Source organism: Micromonospora sp. NBC_01392 (assembly GCF_045040125.1).
Taxonomy (GTDB): Bacteria; Actinomycetota; Actinomycetes; order Mycobacteriales; family Micromonosporaceae; genus Micromonospora.
In genome coordinates, this window is record NZ_CP109549.1 from 6942572 (window position 1) to 6963711 (window position 21140).

16 protein-coding genes are annotated in these 21140 nt (G+C 74.6%); 10 read left to right on the forward strand and 6 right to left on the reverse strand.

Annotated elements, in window-relative coordinates; genetic code table 11:
- Positions 1-283: 283 nt before the first annotated feature.
- Both hpt and OG767_RS30530 read right to left on the reverse strand, forming a co-directional pair.
- Positions 284-859, reverse strand: coding sequence for a hypoxanthine phosphoribosyltransferase (hpt, locus tag OG767_RS30525; RefSeq protein WP_405091535.1), 576 nt, complete (start codon positions 857-859; stop codon positions 284-286).
- Between the two features lie 99 nt (positions 860-958).
- On the reverse strand, positions 959-1096 hold the full coding sequence (locus OG767_RS30530; RefSeq protein WP_199199870.1) for a hypothetical protein: 138 nt from the start codon (positions 1094-1096) through the stop codon (positions 959-961).
- Between the two features lie 150 nt (positions 1097-1246).
- Here OG767_RS30530 and OG767_RS30535 point away from each other — a divergent pair, with 150 nt between their 5' ends.
- Complete coding sequence (locus OG767_RS30535) at positions 1247-2233, forward strand: GlxA family transcriptional regulator (protein ID WP_405091536.1); 987 nt, start codon at positions 1247-1249, stop codon at positions 2231-2233.
- Positions 2234-2274: 41 nt separating this feature from the next.
- Here OG767_RS30535 and tilS read toward each other — a convergent pair whose 3' ends face one another.
- The 3 genes from tilS to dacB form a co-directional block, all read right to left on the reverse strand.
- Positions 2275-3282, reverse strand: a complete 1008-nt coding sequence (gene tilS, locus OG767_RS30540; protein ID WP_405091537.1) for a tRNA lysidine(34) synthetase TilS — start codon at positions 3280-3282, stop codon at positions 2275-2277.
- 76 nt (positions 3283-3358) lie between these two features.
- Positions 3359-4426, reverse strand: coding sequence for a zinc-dependent metalloprotease (locus OG767_RS30545; RefSeq protein ID WP_405091538.1), 1068 nt, complete (start codon positions 4424-4426; stop codon positions 3359-3361).
- 66 nt (positions 4427-4492) lie between these two features.
- Entirely contained in the window at positions 4493-5917 is a 1425-nt protein-coding gene (dacB, locus tag OG767_RS30550; protein ID WP_405094355.1) for a D-alanyl-D-alanine carboxypeptidase/D-alanyl-D-alanine-endopeptidase, read from the reverse strand.
- Positions 5918-6344: 427 nt separating this feature from the next.
- On the opposite strand from dacB, the gene OG767_RS30555 reads away from it, so the two are divergent.
- Complete coding sequence (locus tag OG767_RS30555; RefSeq protein WP_091070192.1) at positions 6345-6851, forward strand: inorganic diphosphatase; 507 nt, start codon at positions 6345-6347, stop codon at positions 6849-6851.
- Between the two features lie 52 nt (positions 6852-6903).
- On the opposite strand, the gene eccD is transcribed toward OG767_RS30555, so the two are convergent.
- Positions 6904-8286, reverse strand: a complete 1383-nt coding sequence (eccD, locus tag OG767_RS30560; RefSeq protein WP_405091539.1) for a type VII secretion integral membrane protein EccD — start codon at positions 8284-8286, stop codon at positions 6904-6906.
- A 101-nt stretch (positions 8287-8387) separates the two neighbouring features.
- Here eccD and eccCa point away from each other — a divergent pair, with 101 nt between their 5' ends.
- The 8 genes from eccCa (at position 8388) to OG767_RS30600 (ending at position 21131) form a co-directional block, all read left to right on the forward strand.
- A complete protein-coding gene (gene eccCa, locus OG767_RS30565) occupies positions 8388-12335 on the forward strand; it encodes a type VII secretion protein EccCa (protein WP_405091540.1) in 3948 nt (1315 codons plus the stop codon).
- A 119-nt stretch (positions 12336-12454) separates the two neighbouring features.
- Complete coding sequence (gene mycP, locus OG767_RS30570; RefSeq protein ID WP_405091541.1) at positions 12455-13738, forward strand: type VII secretion-associated serine protease mycosin; 1284 nt, start codon at positions 12455-12457, stop codon at positions 13736-13738.
- A 43-nt stretch (positions 13739-13781) separates the two neighbouring features.
- Positions 13782-14570 carry a phosphatase PAP2 family protein gene (locus OG767_RS30575; RefSeq protein WP_405091542.1) on the forward strand — a complete coding sequence of 263 codons (789 nt, stop codon included), beginning with the start codon at positions 13782-13784 and terminating at the stop codon, positions 14568-14570.
- A 30-nt stretch (positions 14571-14600) separates the two neighbouring features.
- On the forward strand, positions 14601-15326 hold the full coding sequence (locus tag OG767_RS30580; protein ID WP_405091543.1) for a phosphatase PAP2 family protein: 726 nt from the start codon (positions 14601-14603) through the stop codon (positions 15324-15326).
- A 132-nt stretch (positions 15327-15458) separates the two neighbouring features.
- Entirely contained in the window at positions 15459-16280 is an 822-nt protein-coding gene (locus OG767_RS30585) for a hypothetical protein (RefSeq protein WP_405091544.1), read from the forward strand.
- On the forward strand, positions 16273-18483 hold the full coding sequence (locus OG767_RS30590) for a hypothetical protein (RefSeq protein WP_405091545.1): 2211 nt from the start codon (positions 16273-16275) through the stop codon (positions 18481-18483). The genes OG767_RS30585 and OG767_RS30590 overlap by 8 nt, the downstream gene beginning before the upstream one ends.
- Position 18484: 1 nt before the next feature.
- The gene (locus OG767_RS30595) at positions 18485-19789 is read left to right on the forward strand and encodes a hypothetical protein (RefSeq protein WP_405091546.1); all 1305 of its coding nucleotides are present in this window, start codon (positions 18485-18487) and stop codon (positions 19787-19789) included.
- On the forward strand, positions 19782-21131 hold the full coding sequence (locus OG767_RS30600; protein ID WP_405091547.1) for a DUF4407 domain-containing protein: 1350 nt from the start codon (positions 19782-19784) through the stop codon (positions 21129-21131). The genes OG767_RS30595 and OG767_RS30600 overlap by 8 nt, the downstream gene beginning before the upstream one ends.
- Positions 21132-21140: the final 9 nt, after the last annotated feature.

Consider the following 21140-nt stretch of genomic DNA (forward strand, 5'->3'; position numbering starts at 1 on the left):
GGCCGGCCCGACCCCCGGGGCGCGCGAACTGCCGCACCACGGTCACTCGACGGTACACCGTACGAGCGAGGTGTGAGCTTGCGAGCCCGGCACTTACGCGTACGGCGAACCAGGGTTTGAGCCGGCGTGGCGGGGAGCTCCGCACCCGACCGGCCCATGCCGCACGGTCACGCGGCTCGGAGGGTCGGGCGTGGAGAGTGCCTCCACGTCACCGGCCCCTACCGTAGACCGAAAGGCTGAGAGCCCGCTGAACGTCCGCTGACGAGCGGCTCGGCGGCGGCGCTCAGGCCCGCGCGTAGACCTCGGGCTTGAGCACCCCGACGTACGGCACCTCGCGGTAGCGCTCGCCGAAGTCGAGCCCGTAGCCGACCACGAACTCGGTCGGGATGTCGAAGCCGACGTACTTCACCGGCACCTGCACCTTGACCGCGTCCGGCTTGCGGAACAGGGCGACCACCTCGACGCTGGCCGCGGAGCGCGACTCCAGGTAACGCAGCAGCCAGGACAGGGTGAGGCCGGAGTCGACGATGTCCTCGACCACCACCACGTGCCGGCCGGCGACGTCCCGGTCCAGGTCCTTGAGGATGCGGACCACCCCGGACGAGGTGGTGCCCTGGCCGTACGACGAGACGGCCATGAACTCCAGCTCGGCGGGCGGGCCCTGGCGGCCCAACGCGCGGGCGAAGTCGGCCATGAACATGACCGCGCCCTTGAGCACGCAGACGAGCAGGAGACCGTCCTCGACGTGCGCGTAGTCCGCCGAGACCTGCTTGGCGAGTTCCGCGGTCTTCTCGCGGATCTGCGCCTCGGAGATGATCACGTGGTCGATGTCGGCGTCGTACCAGGAGCCGTCAGCCATGCTCCTAGCCTGCCGTACGCCGGATGGTCGCCGTCGGCGGGGCCGCCCCTTTTGGCGCGGTCCCGCCGGGGATCTTCGGCGCGAACGGAGCAATTCACCTCAGCAGGTACGGGAGCGCCAGCGCCGCCCGTCGTCGGTCGGCTTCCAGTCGGCCGAGTCGCGGGTGTCGGCGGTGAACCCGAGGGCGCTGGCGCCGGCCAGCAGGAGCAGGAACAGCAGGAGCAGCAGAACGGTCATGGCGGCGCTCGCTTTCGCATGGTTGGTTCGCTTTTCGCCGCCGGTGCGCACCGGACACCACCAAGTCTGCGACCCGCCGTCCGACCCGGACAGTGGCAGAAATGCCCGCGAGCATCGATTTCCTGCCACCCACCGGGTTACCCTCGTCACATGTTGCGCTCGGTGGCGGTGCTGGCGATGGACCGGGTGGCCACGTTCGAGTTGGGCGTGTTCGCCGAGGTGTTCGGCACCGACCGCACCGACGACGGCTTCCCCGCCTACCGGTTCCAGGTCTGCTCGCCCGACGGCGGGGCGGTGCGCACCTCGTCCGGGTTCCACCTCCAGCCGCATGCCGACCTGGCCCCGCTCGACGACGCCGACCTCGTCGCGGTCCCCGCGCACTTCAGCGGCGTCGCCGTGCCCGGCGAGGACGACCTGCGGGCCATCCCGCCCGCCGTGCCGGCGGCACTGCGCCGGGCCGCCGCCCGCGGGGCGTACGTGTTGAGCGTCTGCTCGGGCGCGTTCGTGCTCGGCGCGGCCGGCCTGCTTGACGACCGGGAGTGCACCACCCACTGGCTCTACGTCGACGAGTTGCAGCGTCGCAATCCCCGGGCCCGGGTCCGGTGCAACTCGCTCTACGTCCAGGACGGCCGGCTGCTCACCAGCGCCGGCACGGCCGCCGGGATCGACGCCTGCCTGCACCTCGTCCGCCAGGAGCACGGCTCGGCGACCGCCACCCGGCTGGCCCGGCGGATGGTGGTCCCGCCGCACCGCGACGGCGGCCAGGCGCAGTACGTCGAGGCGCCGATCCCGAGGGCGCCGGAGGCGCCCACGCTCGAACCGGTGCTGGAGTGGCTGATGGGCCACCTCGACCGCGGCGTGACCGTGGACGAGCTGGCCGCCCGGGCCGGGATGGCCCCGCGTACGTTCGCCCGCCGGTTCCGCGCCGAGACCGGCACCACACCGCACGACTGGCTGACCAACCAGCGGGTGCTGCTGGCCCGGCGGCTGCTGGAGGACACCCGGCTCAGCGTGGAGAGCGTCGCCGACCGGGCCGGCTTCGGTGACGCGGCGGCGCTGCGGCACCACTTCACCCGCCGGGTCGGCACCACGCCGCACGCCTACCGGACCACGTTCCGCGAGCGCGCCGACGCCTGAGCCTCTGGTGTCAAGCGGGGGCCCCGCCTATGCAGAAGGCGTTAAGCGGGGGCCCCTCCTTGCACCAGGCGGGTGGTGTGGCGGTGCACCTGGAGGCCGCCGGGCAGGTACGCCGGGCCCTGGCCACGCCAGGCGGTGACCAGCGCGTCCAGCGCCGCCACGTGCCGGTGGGACAGCGCGGCCGGCGCGGCGCCCAGCTCCCGCGCCCAGGCGTGCAGCACCCGGGTACGGACCGCCGCCGGCAACGCGGCCAGCCGGTCGACCGCCAGCCCGCCACCGGCGGCCCGGACGTCGGCGAGCGCGTCGCCGGCCAGCGCGTCGAGCGCGGCGGTGTCCGCCGCGAGCAGGCGCGCGGTCCGGGCCAGGTTCGCCACCACACCCGGCCCGAGCGCGTCGACGAGCGCCGGCAACGCGTCGGCCCGGACCCGCGCCCGGGCGTACGCGGGATCGGCGTTGTGCGGGTCGGTCCACGCCGCCAGCCCGAGCGCGGCGCAGGCCGCCCGGGTGTCGGACCGGGACACGTCGAGCAGCGGACGCAGCAGCGGCACCCCGTCCCGCTCGCGCCGCTCCGGCATCCCGGACAGTCCGCGTGGCCCGGCGCCCCGGGCCAGCGCGAGCAGCACGGTCTCCGCCTGGTCGTCCCGGGTGTGCCCGAGCAGCACCCCGGCCGCGTCGTGCCGCCGGGCGGCGGCGACAAGCGCCTCGTAGCGGGCCTCCCGGGCGGCCGCCTCGGGGCCGCCGTCGCGCCCGGCCACCCGTACCGGAACCACCTCGACCGGGTCGAACCCGGCCGCGCGGGCCCAGCCGGCGACCGCGTCGGCCCGCTCGGGCGAACCGGCCTGCAGGCCGTGGTCGACGGTCACCAGGCCGGCCGCGCGGCCGAGCCGGGGCGCCACGAACGCGGTGGCCGCGGCGAGCGCCAGCGAGTCGGCCCCGCCGGAGCAGGCCACCAGCACCGGTCCGGGCCCGGGCAGGTCGGTCAGCAGCCGGCGTACGGCGAGCCGCACGGCGGCCACTGACGGTGCCAGCGCGGGCGCCGGCGGCGTCACCGGTCCCGTCGGTGTGCCCGGTTCGGTCGACGCGGCCGGTCCCGCCGACGTGGGCGGCCCGGTCGGGGCGGCCGGTTCAGCCGGCGGTCGGGGTGGCACCGGCCGGCCCGTGCACCCGGGACACCCAGGCGTCCGGGTCGCCCAGCTCGTCGAGCCGGGGCAGCGTGAGCGGGGAGGAGAAGATCTTGTTGAAGCCGGCCATGCCGACCCGGTCCACCACGCCGTGCACGAACTTCCGGCCCTCGGCGTACTGGCGCATCTTGACCTCGATGCCGAGCAGCCGGCGGATCGCCTTCTCCAGCGGGTTGCCGGACTCGCGGCGGCGGTTGAACGACGCCCGGATCGACCCGACGCTGGGGATGACCTGCGGGCCGACGCCGTCCATCACGAACTCGGCGTGCCCCTCCAGCAGCGTCATCAGCGCGGTCAGCCGGTCCAGTACGGCGCGCTGCGCCGGGGTCTGCACGATGTCGAGCACGCTGGCCCGGCTCTCCGGGTCCTTGACCGCGTCGGAGAGCGTGGCGACGCCACGGCGCAGGCGCTCCAGCAGGTGCTCGCCGCCCTGTGAGGCGTCCACGAACGCCTGCACCTCGCCCAGGAAGTAGGCGCGCATCCACGGCACGGCGGTGAACTGGGTGCGGTGGGTGACCTCGTGCAGGCACACCCAGAGCCGGAAGTCCCGCGGGTCGGCGCCGAGCTTCCGCTCCACCTCGACGATGTTCGGCGCCACCAGCAGCAGTTGGCCGGGGTCGCCGGCGAAGACCTCGTACTGGCCGAGCACCCGGCCCGAGAGGTACGCCAGCACGGTGCCGGCCTGCACGCCTGTCACCCGGGAGCCGATCGCCTCGGTGAGCGCGCCCGGTCGCTTGTCCCCGGAGAGCCGTTCGACCAGCGGCGAGACGACCTCACGCAGCCCGGCGATGTTGGCCGCCGCCCAGTCACGGCGGTCGACCACGCGGACCGGCGGGTGCGCCACCTGGGCCCGCAGGCCGGTGTAGTCGGCGACGTGCCCGGCGGCCTCCTCGGTCAGCCGCCGCAGGTCGCCGACCACGTCGGTGGCCTCGGCGTACGACACCCGGGGGCCCGACTTGCTCAGCGCCCCCGCGGTAGCGGCGGCCAGATCCCAGTCCACGAACTGCGCCATGAACCCACCGTACCCGCGCCGGCACACCGCCACCCGGGCTCGGACCGGCGGATCGACGCCGGTCGGTCAGCGGCAGCCGCAGCCGGCCAGCGCGGAGGTGATCCGGTCGAGCGCCTGCCGGGTCTCGTCGAGCGAGCCCTGCGTCCGGTCGGTGAGCACGGCGAACGTCAGCAGCCGGCCGTCGACCGTGGTGACCGTGCCGGCGATGGCGTTCACCCCGCTCAGCGTGCCGGTCTTGGCGCGCACCACGCCGGCGCCGGCCCGGGTCGCGGTCACCTGGTAGCGCTCGTCGAGCGTGCCGGACCAGCCGCCGACCGGCAGGCCGCCGAAGATCGCGGCCAGCTCGGGGTGGCTCCCGTTGCCGGCGAGCGTGATCAGGTCGGTGAGCAGCGACGGGCTGATCCGGTTGGTGCGGGACAGCCCGCTGCCGTCGGCCAGGCTGATCTCACCGGCCGGCAGGCCGAGACCGCCGAGCACCTCGTCGGTGGCCGCCGCGCCGCCGACGAAGGACCCGGGCTGGCCCTTGGCCAGCGCCACCTGGCGGGCCATCGCCTCGGCGATCACGTTGTCGCTGTCGCTGATCATGATGTCGACCAGCCGGATCATCGGCAGGGACTCGACAGTGCCCAGCTCGGCGCCGGGCGCGGTGCCGGACCCGCCGGCGGGCGGCGCGGCGCCCCGGGTCACCTGTGCGGCGCTCCCGGTGAGCCCGAGCAGCTTGGCGAACTGCCGGCCGGCGGTCAGGTCCGGCTGGGGAACCCGCTCGGCGGCGTGGTTGGTCTCCTCCGCGGTACGCCGGGCCTGCGCCGGGTCCTTCCGGGCGCCGTCGGTCATCAGCGCGGTGATCGCCGCGCCGAACCCGCCGGTGGGGATGTCGGCGTCCCAGCCGGGTTCGAAGACCGGGCCGCTGAACAGCGTCGCGTCCACGATGACCTTGGTCGGGGCGGTGCCACCGAGCGCGGTGCGCACCTGGGCGGCCAGGTCGTCCAGCCGGGCCGCGCCCGGGTAGAAGGCGTTCTTCCGGTCCACCGCGAGGGTCGGGTCACCGCCGCCGACCAGGACCACCTCGCCCGGGTTCGGGCCGGCCACCGCGCGGGTGGGGATCCGGTACGCGGGGCCGCGCGCGGCGAGCACCGCGACGCCGGTGGCGAGCTTGGTCACCGAGGCGGGCACCGTCGGCGCGTCCGCTCCCCTGCCGTAGAGCGCCTGGCCGGTGGTCACGTCCGCCACCGAGACGTTCACCCGGTCCCCGAGTGCGGCGGCGCGCACCAGCGGGTCCAGCGCGGCGCGGAGCCCGGCCACGGTGGGCAGCGGGGCGTTGCCGTCCGGCCCGGCCAGCACCGCCGGCGGGTCGGGCTCGGGCGGTGCGGCGGTCGCGCCGGACGAGGTGCCCCCGCTGCCCAGCCAGCCGGCCACCGGGCCGGGGCGGAGCACCGCCAGCCCGGCCACGGCCAGGACCAGCACCAGCACGCCGGCCAGCGCCGCGACCAGCCGGCCGCGGCGGCGCGGCGGGACCGGAGGCGGGGTGGGCGGGGGCGGCGCGGTGCCGACCGGTGGGACCGGTGGGCTCACCGGCACCGGGGCCGGCCAGTGCCCGGCCGCCCGGTCGTCGGGGTCGGCCGCGCCGGTGGGTGGAGTCGTACGGTGGGTGAGGTTGGCGCCCGGCACGGACACCCGGCCGGTGGCGCCGGCCGGGCCGGAACCGGATCCGACGGACCGCCGCCCGTCAACCCCTCCGGGGCGGTAGTGTGAGTCTTCCCTCCCCACGGCCCCCTCCTCCCCGCTCGAAATCACCTTGGGTGACACTACTTCGGTCCGAACACTATGCGGCGGCCGGAGCCGGCGGGGGCGTTCTCCCGTGCGGGCGGCGAGCCGGTGGTTCCGTTAGCCAGCGTGGGCAAACGAGGGAGCGTGGGAGATGGATTTCGACGTCACGGTTGAGATCCCCAAGGGTCACCGCAACAAGTACGAGGTGGACCACGCGACCGGCCGGATCCGGCTGGACCGCACCCTCTTCACCTCCACGCAGTACCCCGCCGACTACGGCTTCATCGAGGGCACCCTGGGCGAGGACGGCGACCCGCTGGACGCGCTCGTGCTGGTGCCCGAACCCACCTTCCCGGGCTGCCTGATCCGCTGCCGCACCATCGGCATGTTCCGGATGACGGACGAGAAGGGCGGCGACGACAAGGTCCTCTGCGTGCCCTACGAGGACCCGCGTCAGGAGCACCTGCGCGACATCCACCACCTGGGCGAGTTCGACCGGCTGGAGATCCAGCACTTCTTCGAGGTCTACAAGGACCTGGAGCCGGGCAAGTCGGTCGAGGGCGCGACCTGGGTGGGCCGGGTCGAGGCGGAGGCGGAGATCGTCAACTCGTACCGCCGGGCCAAGGAGGCCGCGGAGCGCGGCGAGACGCTGCACTGACGGCGAAACTTCCCGGGCCCGGGTCGCATCGGCGACCCGGGCCTTTCGCTGTTCAGGCGAGCAGGCCGCGGGCCCGGTCGTAGAGGTCGAGCACCGCGCAGGCCACCGGCACCACGGCCACCACCAGCGCGGTGTCGGTCAGGTCGGCCAGCCGGCCGAGGTACGGCGAGACGGGCCGACGGGCGTACGTGGCGCCGGCGGTGACCGCGACCAGGGCCAGGGCCAGCCCGCCGACGGTCAGCGCGAGGCGGCCCCCGGGCCCGGCCCGGCCCGCCAGCACCACGCCGAGCAGCGCGTACCCGGCCAGGCCGGCGGCGACGGCCGGCACCCGGTGCCGCACCGCCACGAAGAGCCGGGAGCGCAGCAGCAGCACCCCGGAGGCGACGGCGACCAGCAGCCACCCGGCGGTCCCCCCGGCGGCGACGAGCACCGCGGCGGCGCCCACGGCCAGCACCGCGTGCCCGAGCAGCATCCCGGTCAACGCCTCCTCGGCGCGGGCCACGGCCGCGTGCACCCGTCTCCGGTCGGGCAGGTCGCGGGTGCCGGCGGGGGCGGGCAGGGTGAGTGGCGGCAGCGGCAGCTTGCCGACCCGGATGGCCAGCAGCGGCAGCCCGCCGAGCGCGAAGACCAGGACGGCGAGCAGCACGGCCGCGGTGCCGGCCGGGTCGAGCAGCAGCGCGCCGAGCGCGGCCACCGCGCCGACCGCGCCGACCGTCACGCCGGCCACCGGGACCCGGGACCGGTGCGCCACGCCGAGCAGGCCGAGCACCGCCACCAGCAGCACCGCCACCGAGCCGACCAGCAGTTCGGGGGCGCCGACCCAACGCAGGCCGGGAATCGGGCCGACCGGGTCGCCGGAACCGACCGCGAGCGCGCCGGCCGCCGCCGCCCAGGGCAGCGCGTACCCGCCGAGCGTGACGCCGACCGGGCCGTCGCCGTAGGCCCGGGAGGCCGCGGTGCCGGCGAGCACCAGGATCAGGGCGCCCGCCGCGGCGACCGTCCAGCCGGGCCCGCCGGGACCGGCGGACAGCACCGCGACCAGCCCGACCGCCAGCGGCACGGCGGCGCCGGCCAGCGCGGCGGCCCGGGTCGCCCCGGCCGACCAGGCGGCGCCCCGCCGGCGGGCGCCGTCCACGATCGCCTCGACCACGTCGTCGTACTCCAGCTCGGGCCACTCGGCGCGGGCCGGTACGAGATGCAGCACCTCGCCGTCGCGGACGCCCTGCGGCAGCAGCGCCTGGGCGGTGGCCAGCACCGCGCCGTCGGTGCGTCGCAGCACCCAGCCGCCGTGCCGTTCGCCGTCGTCGGCGAGCCCCTCCCCGGCGTGCCGGAGCACCTCGGGCAGCAGCTCGGCCAGGGGAACCTGCTCCGGCAGGGCCACGTCGACCCGTCGCCGGGGCGCGCTGATCGTGACCCGGGCGAGCCCGCTTGTCATCGACGCATCTCCATCATCGAGCCGGAACGGTGGGCTGACGGACGGAAGGACTTTACCTACTATGAGCCAGGCTCGGGTTACCGAGAGCCATGGGAGGCCGCGTGTCCACTGTCGTCATCAAGCGACCGCCGCGCCGACCGGCCCCGGAGATCCCGGTCGGTGAGCTGCCCGTCGAGGCGCCGCCGGAGATCCCGGTGGCGACCGGCGGGCGCTGGCAGCAGGCGCTGATGGTGCTGCCGATGCTCGGTGGGACGGTGGCCATGGCGATGATGTTCGGCCGGGGCGGCGGCGCCTACTCGTACGTGGTGGGCGGCATGTTCGGGCTCTCCTCGCTGGCCATGCTGGTGACCACCTGGGGCAGCGGCGGCCCGAAGAAGTCCGAGCTGATGGCCGCCCGGCGGGAGTACCTGCGCCACCTGGCCACGCTGCGTCGCCGGGTCCGGGAGACGGCCGGCGCCCAGCGCGCCGGGCTCGCCTACCGCCACCCGGAGCCGGGACGGCTCTGGTCCACCGTCGACAGTCACCGGGTCTGGGAACGCCGGCCGGGCGACCCGGACTTCGCGGTGGTCCGGGTCGGCGTCGGGCCGCAGACGCTGGCCACCCCGCTGGTCCCGCCGGTCACCCGGCCGCTGGAGGAGCTGGAGCCGATGACCGCCGGGGCGCTGCGGCGCTTCCTGGACGCGTACTCGGTGGTGCCGGACCTGCCGGTGGCGCTGTCGCTGCGCAGCTTCGCCCGGGTCTTCGTGCGCGGCCCGGCCGGCGAGGTACGCGGCACCGGCTCGCCGGCCGCCCGGGCGCTGGCCCGGGCGGTGCTCACCCAGCTCGCCGTCTTCCACGCCCCGGACGAGCTGCTGATCGCGGTCTGCGCCGGCCCGGAGCGCCGGGACCGGTGGGAGTGGGTGAAGTGGCTGCCGCACGCCCACCACCCGGCGCGCACCGACGCGCTCGGCCCGGTGCGGCTGGTCACCAGCGCCGCCGCCGACCTGGAACGGCTCCTCGACGACGTGCTCGGCAGCCGGTCCCGGTTCAGCCCGCACGGCCCGGCCACCGACGGGCCGCACGTCGTGGTGGTGCTCGACGGCGGCGACCTGACCGGGGCCGCCGACCTGGCCGGCGACGGCGGCATCGACGCGGTCACCGTGCTCGACCTGGACACGCCGCCGCCCCGGCTGCTCGACCGGTACGCGCTGCTGCTCGACCTGGTCGACGGCCGGCTGCACTCGCACTCGGCGGAGGGGCCCGCCGAGGTGGGCGCCGCCGACGCGTTGCCGACGGCCGACGCGGAGGCGGTCGCGCGGCGGCTCGCGCCGCTGCGGCTGGCCGGCGCGGCACGCGGGCCGGACGCGCCGCCCGGCGCCGAGCCGGGCCTGCCGGAGCTGCTCGGTCTCGGCGACCCGGACGGTTTCACCGCCGAGCAGGGCTGGGCGCCCCGCGCCGCCCGGGACCGGCTGCGGGTGCCGATCGGGGTGGGCGCCGACGGCGGGGCGATCGACCTCGACCTCAAGGAGTCGGCGCTGGACGGCATGGGCCCGCACGGGCTGCTGATCGGCGCCACCGGCTCCGGCAAGTCGGAGCTGCTGCGCACGCTGGTGCTCGGCCTGGCCGCGACGCACAGCTCGGAGCAGCTCAACTTCGTGCTTGTCGACTTCAAGGGCGGTGCCACGTTCGCGCCGTTCGAGCGACTGCCGCACACCGCCGCCGTGATCACCAACCTGGCGGACGCGCTGCCGCTCGTCGACCGGATGGTCGACGCGATCAACGGGGAGCTGATGCGCCGCCAGGAGCTGCTGCGCCGGGCCGGCAACTTCGCCGGTGTGCGTGACTACGAGCGGGCGCGCGCGGCCGGCAGTCCGCTCGCCCCGCTGCCGTCGCTGCTGCTGATCTGCGACGAGTTCTCCGAGCTGCTCTCCGCCAAGCCCGACTTCATCGACCTGTTCGTGCAGATCGGCCGGCTGGGCCGGTCGCTCGGCGTGCACCTGCTGCTGGCCAGTCAACGGCTGGAGGAGGGCCGGCTGCGGGGGTTGGACACCCACCTGTCGTACCGGATCGGGTTGCGCACGTTCTCCACGTTGGAGTCCCGGACGGTGCTCGGCGTGCCGGACGCGTACGAGCTGCCCCGCAGCCCGGGGCACGGGTACCTGCGCTCCGGCACCGAGCCGCTGGTCCGGTTCAAGACGGCGTACGTCTCCGGCGCGGTCCGTCGACGCATCGGCCCGGCGGGCGCGTCCGGCGTCGGCGCCGCGCGGGTGCTCGCGTTCTCCACCCACCTCGCGCCGGTGCCCGCGCCGGCCGCGCCGGCCGCGCTGCCGGCCGAGGAGGAGAGCGGCGAGACGCTGCTCGACCTGCTGGTCGACCGGCTGGCCGGGCAGGGCCCACCGGCGCACCGGGTGTGGCTGCCGCCGCTGGACGCCTCCCCCACGCTCGACGAGCTGCTCGGCCCGGTCGGCGTCGACCCGGTCCGCGGGCTCACCGTGGCCAATCCCGAGCTGCACGGCGCGTTGCAGGTGCCGGTGGCGGTGGTGGACAAGCCGTTCGAGCAGCGGCGGGACCTGTTCTGGCTGGCGTTGGACGGCGCGGCCGGGCACGTCGCGGTGGTCGGCACCACCCGCAGCGGCCGGTCCGCGGTGCTGCGCACGCTGGTCTGCGCGCTGGCGCTCACCCACACCCCGGCCGAGGTGCAGGTCTACTGCCTCGACTTCGGTGGCGGGACGCTCGGCGCGCTGCGGGACCTGCCGCACGTCGGCGGCGTGAGCGGGCGGACCGACGGCACCGCGGTGCGCCGTACCGTCGGGGAGGTCGCCGGCCTGCTCGCCGAGCGGGAGCGGCGCTTCACCGAGTCCGGGGTGGAGTCGATGGCGGCGTGGCGCCGGCGGCGGGCCACGACCCCGGCGGCCGGCGCCGACCCGTTCGGGGACGTGTTCCTGGTCGTCGACGGCTGGAACACGCTGCGCGGCGAGTACGAGGACCTGGAACCGCTGGTCACCGAGCTGGCCACCCGGGGGCTGGCGTACGGGGTGCACGTGGTGGCGAGCGCGCTGCGCTGGTCGGACTTCCGCCCGGCGATCCGTGACCTGTTCGGCTCCCGGCTGGAGCTGCGCCTCGGCGACCCGGCCGACTCGGTGGTGGTCAAGCGCGCGCTGGCGGCCACCGTGCCGGAGGAGCGGCCGGGGCGCGGGATCACCGCCGGCGGGCTGCACTTCCTCACCGCCGAGCCCCGGTCGGCCGCGCTGGGGGACGAAACCGTCGACCTGGTGAAGGCCGTCGCCGACGGGTGGTCCGGGCCGGTGGCGCCCCGGGTGCGGCTGCTCCCGCCGGTGCTGCCGTACGCCGAACTGGACCAGACCGCGACGACCGGGCTGGCGTTCCCGGTCGGGGTGGCGGAGGCGGATCTGGCCCCGGTGGTGCTGGACTTCGCCACCGAGCCGAACTTCGTGGTCTTCGGTGACGCCGAGTGCGGCAAGTCCTCGTTCCTGCGCGCGCTGGCCACCTCGATCGTCCGCCGGTTCACCCCGGAGCAGGCCCGGGTGATCCTGGTCGACTACCGGCGCAGCCTGATGGGCGCCATCGAGACCGCGCACCTGATCGGGTACGGCACGGCCGCGCCGCACACCACCGAGCTGATCGAGTCGGCGGCCGGTTACCTCCAGGGGCGGCAGCCCGGCCCGGAGGTGACCCCGGCCGAGTTGCGCGCCCGCACGTGGTGGACCGGGCCGGAGCTGTTCGTGCTGGTGGACGACTACGACCTGGTGGCCGGCGGGCCGACGAACCCGCTGCGCGCGTTGGAGGAGCACCTGCCGCACGCCCGGGATGTCGGGCTGCACCTGGTGCTGGCGCGGCGCTCCGGCGGCGCCGGCCGGACCGCGTACGAGCCGATCGTCCAGCGGCTGCGGGAGCTGTCCACGGCCGGGCTGGTGATGTCCGGCGGCCCGGAGGAGGGGCCGCTCGTCGGCCAGGTGAAGGCCGGGCCGCTGCCGCCCGGTCGGGCCCGCCTGGTCACCCGGCGTGAGGGCGTCCGTCTGGTGCAGTTGGCTCATCTCCCGCCCGGATGAGCCGGGTGCGCCGAGTTGCCCCGGGACGGCCGGGACTACCGGTAATCTCCGAGCAGCATGTGTCGGACGCGACGGAATGGCTGGGGAATGTGACCAGGGATCGGCAGGGGCTTCCCGGCATGCCGTCCCGGCGTCTCGCCGGGCGCGCGCTGCTGGCCGGCGCGGCGGCGTTGGCCGTCACGGCCGGCCCGCTGGCCCCGCCGGCACACGCCGCGCCGGCCACCGTCCAGGTGCCGGCCTGGTCCGCGCCGGAGCGCGTGTTCCGGGCCGACCAGGTCCGCGACGAGCAGTGGCAGTTGGCGGAGCTGCGGGCGAAGACCGCCTGGCGGACGTCGACCGGGCGTGGCGTGGTGGTCGCGGTGATCGACTCGGGAGTGGACGCGTTGCACCCCGACCTGGCCGGTCAGGTGCTGCCCGGCCTCGACCTGGTCGAGCCGGGCGGCACGGACGAGCCGGACCCGGTGGGGCACGGCACCACGGTGGCCGGGCTGATCGCCGGGCGGGCCGACGACGATCACGGCGTGGTGGGGCTGGCGCCGGACGCCCGGATCCTGCCGGTCCGGGTGCTGGACGCGGAGAACCGGTACGACGACGCGCTGATCATCGCGAAGGCGGTGCGCTGGGCGGTCGACAACGGCGCCCGGGTGGTGAACCTGTCGCTCGGGGGCGGCGGCGACAGCCCGGCGCTGGCCGCGGCGCTCGACTACGCGTTCGCCCGGGACGTGGTGGTGGTCGCCTGCACCGGCAACCTGGCCACCTCGACCACCACCAAGGTCTGGTACCCGGCCCGCGAGCCGGGCGTGCTGGCGGTCACCGGCCTGGACCGCGACAGCGAGAACCTCTGGTCCGGTTCGATCACTGGTCACGAGACCACGCTCAGCGCCCCGGCCACCGCCCTCTACGGCGCCCGCTCCCGGGGCGGCTACTGGCGGGTGCAGGGGACGAGCTTCGCCGCGCCGCTGGTCGCCGCGACGGCCGCCCTGGTCCGGGCCCGCTACCCGCGGATGCCGGCCGGGGACGTGGTCAACCGGCTGATCAGCACCGCCCGGGATCTCGGCCCGACCGGCCGGGACGACCGGTTCGGGTACGGCATGGTCGACCCGGTGGCCGCGCTCACCGCCGACGTGGCGCCGGTGGGCCGCAACCCGCTCGACGACAACGCCGCCCCCGGCGTGGTGGGTTTCGGTCCCGCCCCGGGCGAGGGCCCGGACACCCGGGCCGCGGCGGCGGGGCAGGGCGGCGACCCGTTCGGTCGCCCGCAGCCGGCCGGCTGGTCGGCCGGCGCGGCGGGCCAGACCGACGACCCCGCCCCGGGACGGCTCTGGATCGGCCTGGCCCTGCTCGTCGCCCTGGTCACCGGCTCCGCGCTGGTGGTGCGCCGGTTCCGGCAGGCCCGACGCTGACCGGCGAGTCTGACCGCGCCCTTCCCTGGGTAGTGAACGGCGCATGAACAGCACCGGCCCGGCGTCCACGCGCGACCGGTCGTGGCGGAGCCGCCGCCTCGACCCCGACCACTCGCTGGGGCTGCGCCTCAGCCTGGCCGCGGTCGCGGCGGTCCTGGTGCTGGTGCCGTTCGCCCTGCTCGCGCTGCTGGTGCTGGGCGCCTGGCCGCCGCTGCTCCGGCTGGACGCCTCGGTCACCGACGCGTTCCACGGATATGCGGTGCACCATCCGCTGTGGGTCCGGGTGATGACGGTCTGGACGCACGCGTTCGGGCCGGGTCCGCTGCGGGTGGCCGCCGCGGTGGCGGTGGTCTGGCTGCTGCGGCGCGGGGCGCCGCGGCTGGCGGTCTGGGTGGTCACCACGATGCTTGTCGGCGGCCTGCTCGGCGCGCTGCTCAAGCTGCTGGTCGGTCGGGACCGGCCGGACCTGCTCGAACCGGTGGCCCGGGCCGCCGGCTACTCCTTCCCGTCCGGTCACGCGCTGAACGCGGCGCTGGCCGCCGGGGTGCTGCTGTTGCTCTTCCTGCCGTTCGCCCGCGACAACCGCGCCGGCCGCATCGCGCTCTGGACGGCGGCGACGCTGCTCACGGTGGTGACCGGGTTGAGCCGGATCGCGCTGGGCGTGCACTGGACCAGTGACGTGGTGGGCGGCTGGGTGCTGGGGGTGGCCACGGTCGCCGCCACCACGGCCGCGTTCGCCACCTGGCGCACCGGGGCCGGCCGGCGGCCGGCCCGCCCGCTGCGCGAGGGGGTCGAGCCGGAACTGGCCGACCCGGAGGATCGACACGCGTAACAAGACGGCCACCTGGGTAAAGGGCGGCTCATGTCCGATGTCGCGGTCCAGATCGCCCGGCGCGTCCTGCTGCCGGTGGCCCTGCTCTTCGCCGTGATGGTGGGGCTGGGCCTGCTGGTCACCCGGGTGCTCACGCACACCTGGCCGTTCACCGTGGAGGACGCGGTGAACCGCGAGTTCGCCGGTGACCGGTCGTCCGGCTGGAACGACGTGTCGCTGGTCTTCAGCACGCTGGCCAGCACCCAGATGATCGTCGTGGTGACGGTGCTGGCCGCGCTGGTGCTGCGGCTGGTGCTGCACCGCTGGCGGGAGCCGCTCTTCCTGTGCGCGGCGGTCAGCGCGCAGGCGCTGATCTTCCTGTTCACCACCATGGTCATCGACCGGAACCGGCCGGCCGTGGAGCACATGGACGCCTCTCCCCCGACGTCCAGTTTCCCCTCCGGGCACACCTCGGCGGCGACCGCGCTCTACGTCGGCCTCGCGGTGCTGCTGGCGCTGCGGGCGCGCAGCACCCCGGCCAAGGTCACCTGGTGGACGCTGCTGGTGCTGGTGCCGGTCGGCGTGGCGCTCACCCGGATGTACCGGGGCATGCACCACCCCAGCGACGTGGTGGCCTCGTTCGTCAACGGCGGCACCTGTGTCGCGATCATGGCGCGCGCGGTGCTCGACCGCACGCTCACCTGGGGCCGCGCGAACCTGTCGCTGAGCCGGCCGGGCGACGACGTCGCGCCGGCGGGAGCCTCTGCCGGCGGTTGAACCGTTCTCGGCGGGTGAGGATTCGACCCGTCCGAATATCGTCATCATCGAAGCCGACTTTTCCCGGAATTTGCGGGACGCGCTCGTATCACTCTGGTGGTACGAGAGGCCTCGATGGGACGGAGAGCCGGAATGGCGCGACAGGAATCCTTCGGGCGGAGCCTGCTGGTGTCCGTCGACGCCCGCGGTTACGGCGCCGCGGACGGCCGCCGGCAGGCCAGCTTCCAGGAAGCCCTGGTGAGGCTGCTCGACGAAGCCGCGGAGCGGGCCGACCTCCACCGTTCCTCGTGGCAACGGCAGCCGGCCGGTGACGGCGAGCTGGCCCTGCTGCCCCCGGATGCCCCGGAAGACCTGCTGATCGACGACTTCGTTCCCGCTCTCGACCGGTGCGTCGCCCGCTACAACGCCGACCTGACGACGCCGGCCCGTCTCCGGCTGCGCCTGGCCGTCCACCACGGTGTGGCCTTTCCCGGTGCGAACGGCTACGTGGGCGCCGGCGTCGTCGTGGTGAGTCGCCTGGTGAACTGCGGGGCCGCCCGCAGGATCCAGGACGCGGCCGACGACATCGGCCTGGTGCTCATCCTCTCCAACCGGGTCTACCTGGACACCGTGGCCCAGCGACACACGCATCTCGACCCGGCGCGGGATCTGGTGCGGGTGCCGGTGAAGGTGAAGGAGTACCGCGAGGACGCCTGGCTGCACGTGCCCCGCTACCGCGCCGAAGGACTGCGTGACCTGCTCGACAGCCACCCCGCGCCCGACGCCGGGTCGACCGACCCCGGCCGACCCGACGTCGAGGAGCGGTCGGACGCCACGGCTGCCCCACCGGCGGCGGCCCGGCCGGGCGAGCCGAACGCCTGGACCCGCCGGTACGAGGCGGAGGTGATAAGCGAGTTCCACGGGCCCGTCAAGGCCGAGGTGATCGGCATCAAGAAGGTGGACGGCCGTGGGTGAGGTCGCCGCCCCGGGGCGCGAACCCGACGACCGGCCGGCCCCGGACACCTCGACGGCACCCGGCGGCGACCCGGGTGACCGCGGACGCGCCGACGCGGACGGCCACCGGGGACCACGGGTGCCCCACAACGATCCGGTCCCGCCGGCGGGTGGCGGCAGCCGCGGCGACAGGCCGGACGCGCCGCCCGCGACCGACGCCACGGGCACCGCGACGGCGGGGCCACAGAACGGTTGGCAGAACCACCTGCCGCAGGTGATGCAGGTTTTCAACGGCCAGGTCACCAGCGACGTGGTGGGTGTGGCCGGTGGGGAGGGCCGTGACCGCCGTCCGGTGACCGGCAAGCTCGAAGCCGCGGAGGTGGACCTCGAGCTGGGCCACTTCATCCCCCCGTCGGCGTACGACGAGGCGCTGGAGGCGCTGCTCACCGAACGAATCGTGGTCCTGTGCGGGGCCACCGGCAGCGGAAAGCGGACCAGTGCGCTCGGCCTGCTTCGCGACGTCACCCACCTCCCGCTCGTGGTGCTCTCCTCCGTCATCACGCTCAAGGAGTTGGCGCAGCGCAGTTACGAGCCCGGATACGGCTACCTGGTGGTGAACCACCAGGGCGAGGGCAGCGTCGCGGAACGGGACTTCACGTGGCGGACGGTACGCGACCGGATCCGCGAGTGCGAGGCGTACCTGGTGGTGACCACCGCGGACCACGACGGCGTCGTGGAGACGGTTCGGCAGTTCCCCTGGCACCGGCCCGACCTCCGGGCGGTGTTGCGGGGCTGGCTGGCCGGAACGTCCGTCGAGCCGGCGCTGGCCGAGACCCTGGCGGATCAGCTCACCGACGAGTACGCGATGGGCGACGTCGCGAGGATCGCTCGGCGGGTCGCCGCCGGCGAGCCCTACCGGGAGGTCCTGGCCGAGTTCGAGGCCGGTTCCGCGTCCCGGGTCCAGGAGTGGTTCGACAAGGAGCCGAGCGTCCAGGAGGTGCTGGAGGTGACGGTGCTGGCCTTCCTGGAGGGCGTCAACCACCGGACGTTGGAGGCCCAGGCCGTCCGCCTGGAGCGGCTGCTGGCCGACCGGCTGCGGGACGAGCAGCCCGGCCGGGAGCGGCCGGTCGTGGAACCCGGGTCGCTCGCGTTGCCCGCCGGGCGACGGCGGCGGACCACCGGCGACGGACTGATCTCGAGCGAACAGGTCAGCCTCGGTGTCACCACCCGCCCGCTGCCGGTGTTCCGTCGGCCCGAGTACCGCCGACACATCCTCGCCGAACTGTGCAGGCGTTACGACAGCCCGTTCTGGGACGCGATGCGGGAATGGCTGCAGGAACTGGTGGTGGGCGAGTCCGCGGTGCGGTGTGCGCAGGGCCTGGCCTGGCTGGCCGCGGTCGACTTCGACGAGGTCGAGCAGTCGTACCTCCATCCGTGGTCGCGTGGCGAGGCGGGCTGGACCGGCCAGACGACGGCCGCCTATCTCCTGTGGTGGATGTGCCTCAACGAGGAGACCACCCCCGCCGCCCTCGGCCTGGCCAAGTACTGGGCCTCGCACGGCAACCCGCAGCAGCGGTGGACCGCGGCCATGGCCTACGGCGGCGAACTCGGCATCCGCGAGCCGACCCAGGCGGTCAACCGCCTGTGGCACCTGGTGACGACGAGCGCGGACGGCGACGAGGAAGCGGCGTCCGCCCTCGCCATGCTGTTCGCCACGCTGACCGTGCACACCGAGGAGGCCGGCCGGGTCGTGTCGCTCCTGACCCGCGTCCTGCGCCGGCCACCGGGCCGGCCGGGTGACGCGCGGGTCGTCGACCGGGCGCGGCTGGTGCTGTTCAAGGTGCTGCTGATCCGCGATCCGGACCGTGGGGAACTCGCTTCCTTCATGTTTCTCGACAAGCATCCGGAGCGCGTCACCGATGTCTCGACGCTGTGGGCGGAGGCGATCTGCAACCGTCCCCACCGCGAGACGGTCCTGAACGCGCTCTGGTCGGGCCTCCACCGCCTGGGGCGGATCAGCGCGACACCGGTCGCGCACGCCCATGCCCTGGCGCAGGGCCTGGCCGCGGCGCTGCCCCCGGCCGAGGCGCTGAGCTTCCAGCACGACTTCCGACTCGTCGACGTCCGACGCGGCAACCCTTCCCGGCCGGCGCAGCAGTCCCTCGCCCTCGTCCTGTTGGACGTGCTCGAGCGGTACTGCCGCGCCCTTCGACCGAAGGACTGACATGACCACCAGTTACCCGATCCTGAGCCAGGACTATCTCGAGCCCGCGCCGAGCAGAGGAATGCTGGGCATGCGCAGGAAGACGCGGGCCGGGCAGCGGCTGCCGCGTCCGCACGCACACCAGGTGCTGGTGTACCGCGTGGACGGGTCGTACGTCGTCGACGACGGACGGCTGCCACCGGACGACGCACAGGTCGTCCGGGCGACGCACGTCAGCCTCGTCGACCGGGGCAGCGAGGTCCCGGTCGTGGTCCAGTTCACCGTCAGCTCGGCGGAGGCGAGCGACTTCACGGTGCGGGCGACGTTCGTCTGCTCCGTGACCGACCCGGTGCGGGTGGTCCGCGAGAACGTCAACGCCCACACCGCGATCCTCACCTACCTGAAGCGCTACCACCGGTTGTCCCAAATGGGCGTGGGACACCGGATGTCGCAGGTCAACCAGGTACGGCGCGCGGTCGAGGGCCACCTCCGGGCGTACACCGAGAAGCGTCCCGCGATGATCCCGGGGCTGCACGCCACGTTCACCGCGGTGGAGGTGCTGACCCCCGACGAGGTGGCCGCCTTCGAGAAGGTCCTGCGGGAGAAGCACCGGAAGCACCTGCTGGACACGGCGGACCAGGACTACACGCACGCCCTGGCGACCGGGCAGGACCGGAACGTCCGCGACCGCGCGGACGAGGACCGCGAGCATCGGCAGCGGGTCGAGGTGGATACCGAGGAACACGCCGACCTCGTCGAGTTGACGCGGCTACGCCGCCGGCTCCGCATCCAGGAGATCGAGAGCGAGGCGGCACGCCTGCGGGCCGCCCAGGCCGTGGACATGATCGGCGGCGATCCGGTCAAGGCGCAGATCTACGCGCACACCGTGGGCGACCTCGGCGCGAGGGAGTTGGCGGAGAGCATGCTCGCGCAGGAGGAGCGCAGGGACGACGCGCGGCGCGCCGACGAGGCGCAACGCCTCCAGTGGCAACGGGAGGACCAGCTCCGACGGGAACGGGAGCAACGCGAGGACCAGCAGCGGCGGATGGCGATCAACGTCGAGGTGATCCAGGAGATGGCGAAGCACGGGCACGCCAACCTCCTCAACATCCGGCTGGAGCGCATCATCGCGGAGGTGACCGGCACGCCCCTCGACGAGCTGAGCGGGCCCCCTCCGACAGCGGTCGGCCGCCCGGCGCACACCGAGATCGAGGCGTCCGAGCGGGCCGTCCCGAACGACGGCGGCGAGGCGCGCACCGGCGGTCAGGTGGACGACGACGGCACCGATCCGGACGACGACATGGGATTGCGGGAAGAGGATGACTGACACGCTGCCCGCCTCGTCCGGGACGGCCGGCGGCGATGTCGCCGGCACGGAGCCGTACCGTCCGGCCCCGCCCGCCGAGGGGCCGGCGCGGTGGGCCCGACGTCTCGTGGGTGTTCGGGAAGATCTGCTGGACTGGGTTCCCGAGGAGCGCCCCCGCTATGCCCGTCTCGGGCTCATCGTGGTGAACACGGGACTGATGGCGGCGCTCTCCCTGGCGACCGCGCTGCACCGGGTCGTGGACGTCCCGTGGCCGGCGATCGTGCCGGCGGCGCTCTTCTGGGGTTTCCTGGTCGTCACCATCGACAGTTGGTTGATCTCCAGCACCCACGGGCTGCTCGGCGGCCGGCGGCTCGCGCTCTTCGTCCCGCGTCTGATCATCGCCCTGCTGATGGGCGCCGTGATCGCGGAACCCCTGTTGCTGTGGGCCTTCCAGCCCGCCATCCACGCCCAGCTCGACCGGACCCGCAACGGCGAGGTCAACGAGATCGCCGGACGGCTCAAGCAGTGCAACCCGGCCGACGGCTCACCTGTCGACGTCGACGCCTGCGGCACGTTCCGCCTCCCGCTGGCGAGCCCGGACGACGAGCGGGAGAAGTTGCGCCGGGCGACCGCCGAGCGGAATCTGCTCCGGGCCCAGGTCGACAAGTCCAGCGCGGAACTGCGTCGCCGCCAGGCCTTCGCCGAGAAGGAATGTGCCGGAAGGTCGGGGCCCGGCCTGTCGGGGACCGCGGGTAAGGGTTTCCGGTGCGACAACGCCTGGAAGGTGGTCGGGCAGTACCGCGAGGACAGCCGGCTCGTCGAACGGCAGGCCAAGCTCGACCAGTTGGACGCCGCCATCGCCGCCTCGACGAACACCCTGGCCGGCCGGACGGCGGACTACGCCGCTCAGGTCGATCGGGCCATCGCCGCCAGGCTGGACGAAGAACGGCAGATCAGGAAGCCGATCGGCGTGCTCGACGAGGACCGCGCCCTGGGCGAACTCTCCCGGCAGAGCGGCTTCGTGCTCGCCGCGCAATGGCTGGTCCGACTGCTGCTCATCACGATCGACTGCCTGCCGGTGCTGGCGAAGTTCCTCGGTGGCAGCACGACCTACGACCTGATCGTCAACCGGCAGATCGAGGCGGGCAAGCGTATGCACCACTCGCTCCTCTCCACCCACGAGCGCCGCACCCAGGCGGCGTCCGACGTGGCGATCCGAGAAATCGATCACGACCGGGACACCCGGATCCAGCAGGTGGACGAGGCCGACCGGGTCGCCCAGGCGCGCTACGACGCGGAGCTGGACGCCGAGATCGATCGGCTGGCCGAGCGGTACAGCCGGGACACCCGGGACGGCGACTGATGCCCGGGA

Excerpts from the sequence above, each read along its gene's own strand:
- hpt (WP_405091535.1), bottom strand. The coding sequence starts at position 859 with ATGGCTGACGGCTCCTGGTACGACGCCGACATCGACCACGTGATCATC.
- OG767_RS30530 (WP_199199870.1), bottom strand. The coding sequence starts at position 1,096 with ATGACCGTTCTGCTGCTCCTGCTGTTCCTGCTCCTGCTGGCCGGCGCC.
- OG767_RS30535 (WP_405091536.1), top strand. The coding sequence starts at position 1,247 with ATGTTGCGCTCGGTGGCGGTGCTGGCGATGGACCGGGTGGCCACGTTC.
- OG767_RS30545 (WP_405091538.1), bottom strand. The coding sequence starts at position 4,426 with ATGGCGCAGTTCGTGGACTGGGATCTGGCCGCCGCTACCGCGGGGGCG.
- OG767_RS30555 (WP_091070192.1), top strand. The coding sequence starts at position 6,345 with ATGGATTTCGACGTCACGGTTGAGATCCCCAAGGGTCACCGCAACAAG.
- eccD (WP_405091539.1), bottom strand. The coding sequence starts at position 8,286 with ATGACAAGCGGGCTCGCCCGGGTCACGATCAGCGCGCCCCGGCGACGG.
- mycP (WP_405091541.1), top strand. The coding sequence starts at position 12,455 with ATGCCGTCCCGGCGTCTCGCCGGGCGCGCGCTGCTGGCCGGCGCGGCG.
- OG767_RS30575 (WP_405091542.1), top strand. The coding sequence starts at position 13,782 with ATGAACAGCACCGGCCCGGCGTCCACGCGCGACCGGTCGTGGCGGAGC.
- OG767_RS30580 (WP_405091543.1), top strand. The coding sequence starts at position 14,601 with ATGTCCGATGTCGCGGTCCAGATCGCCCGGCGCGTCCTGCTGCCGGTG.
- OG767_RS30585 (WP_405091544.1), top strand. The coding sequence starts at position 15,459 with ATGGCGCGACAGGAATCCTTCGGGCGGAGCCTGCTGGTGTCCGTCGAC.
- OG767_RS30595 (WP_405091546.1), top strand. The coding sequence starts at position 18,485 with ATGACCACCAGTTACCCGATCCTGAGCCAGGACTATCTCGAGCCCGCG.
- OG767_RS30600 (WP_405091547.1), top strand. The coding sequence starts at position 19,782 with ATGACTGACACGCTGCCCGCCTCGTCCGGGACGGCCGGCGGCGATGTC.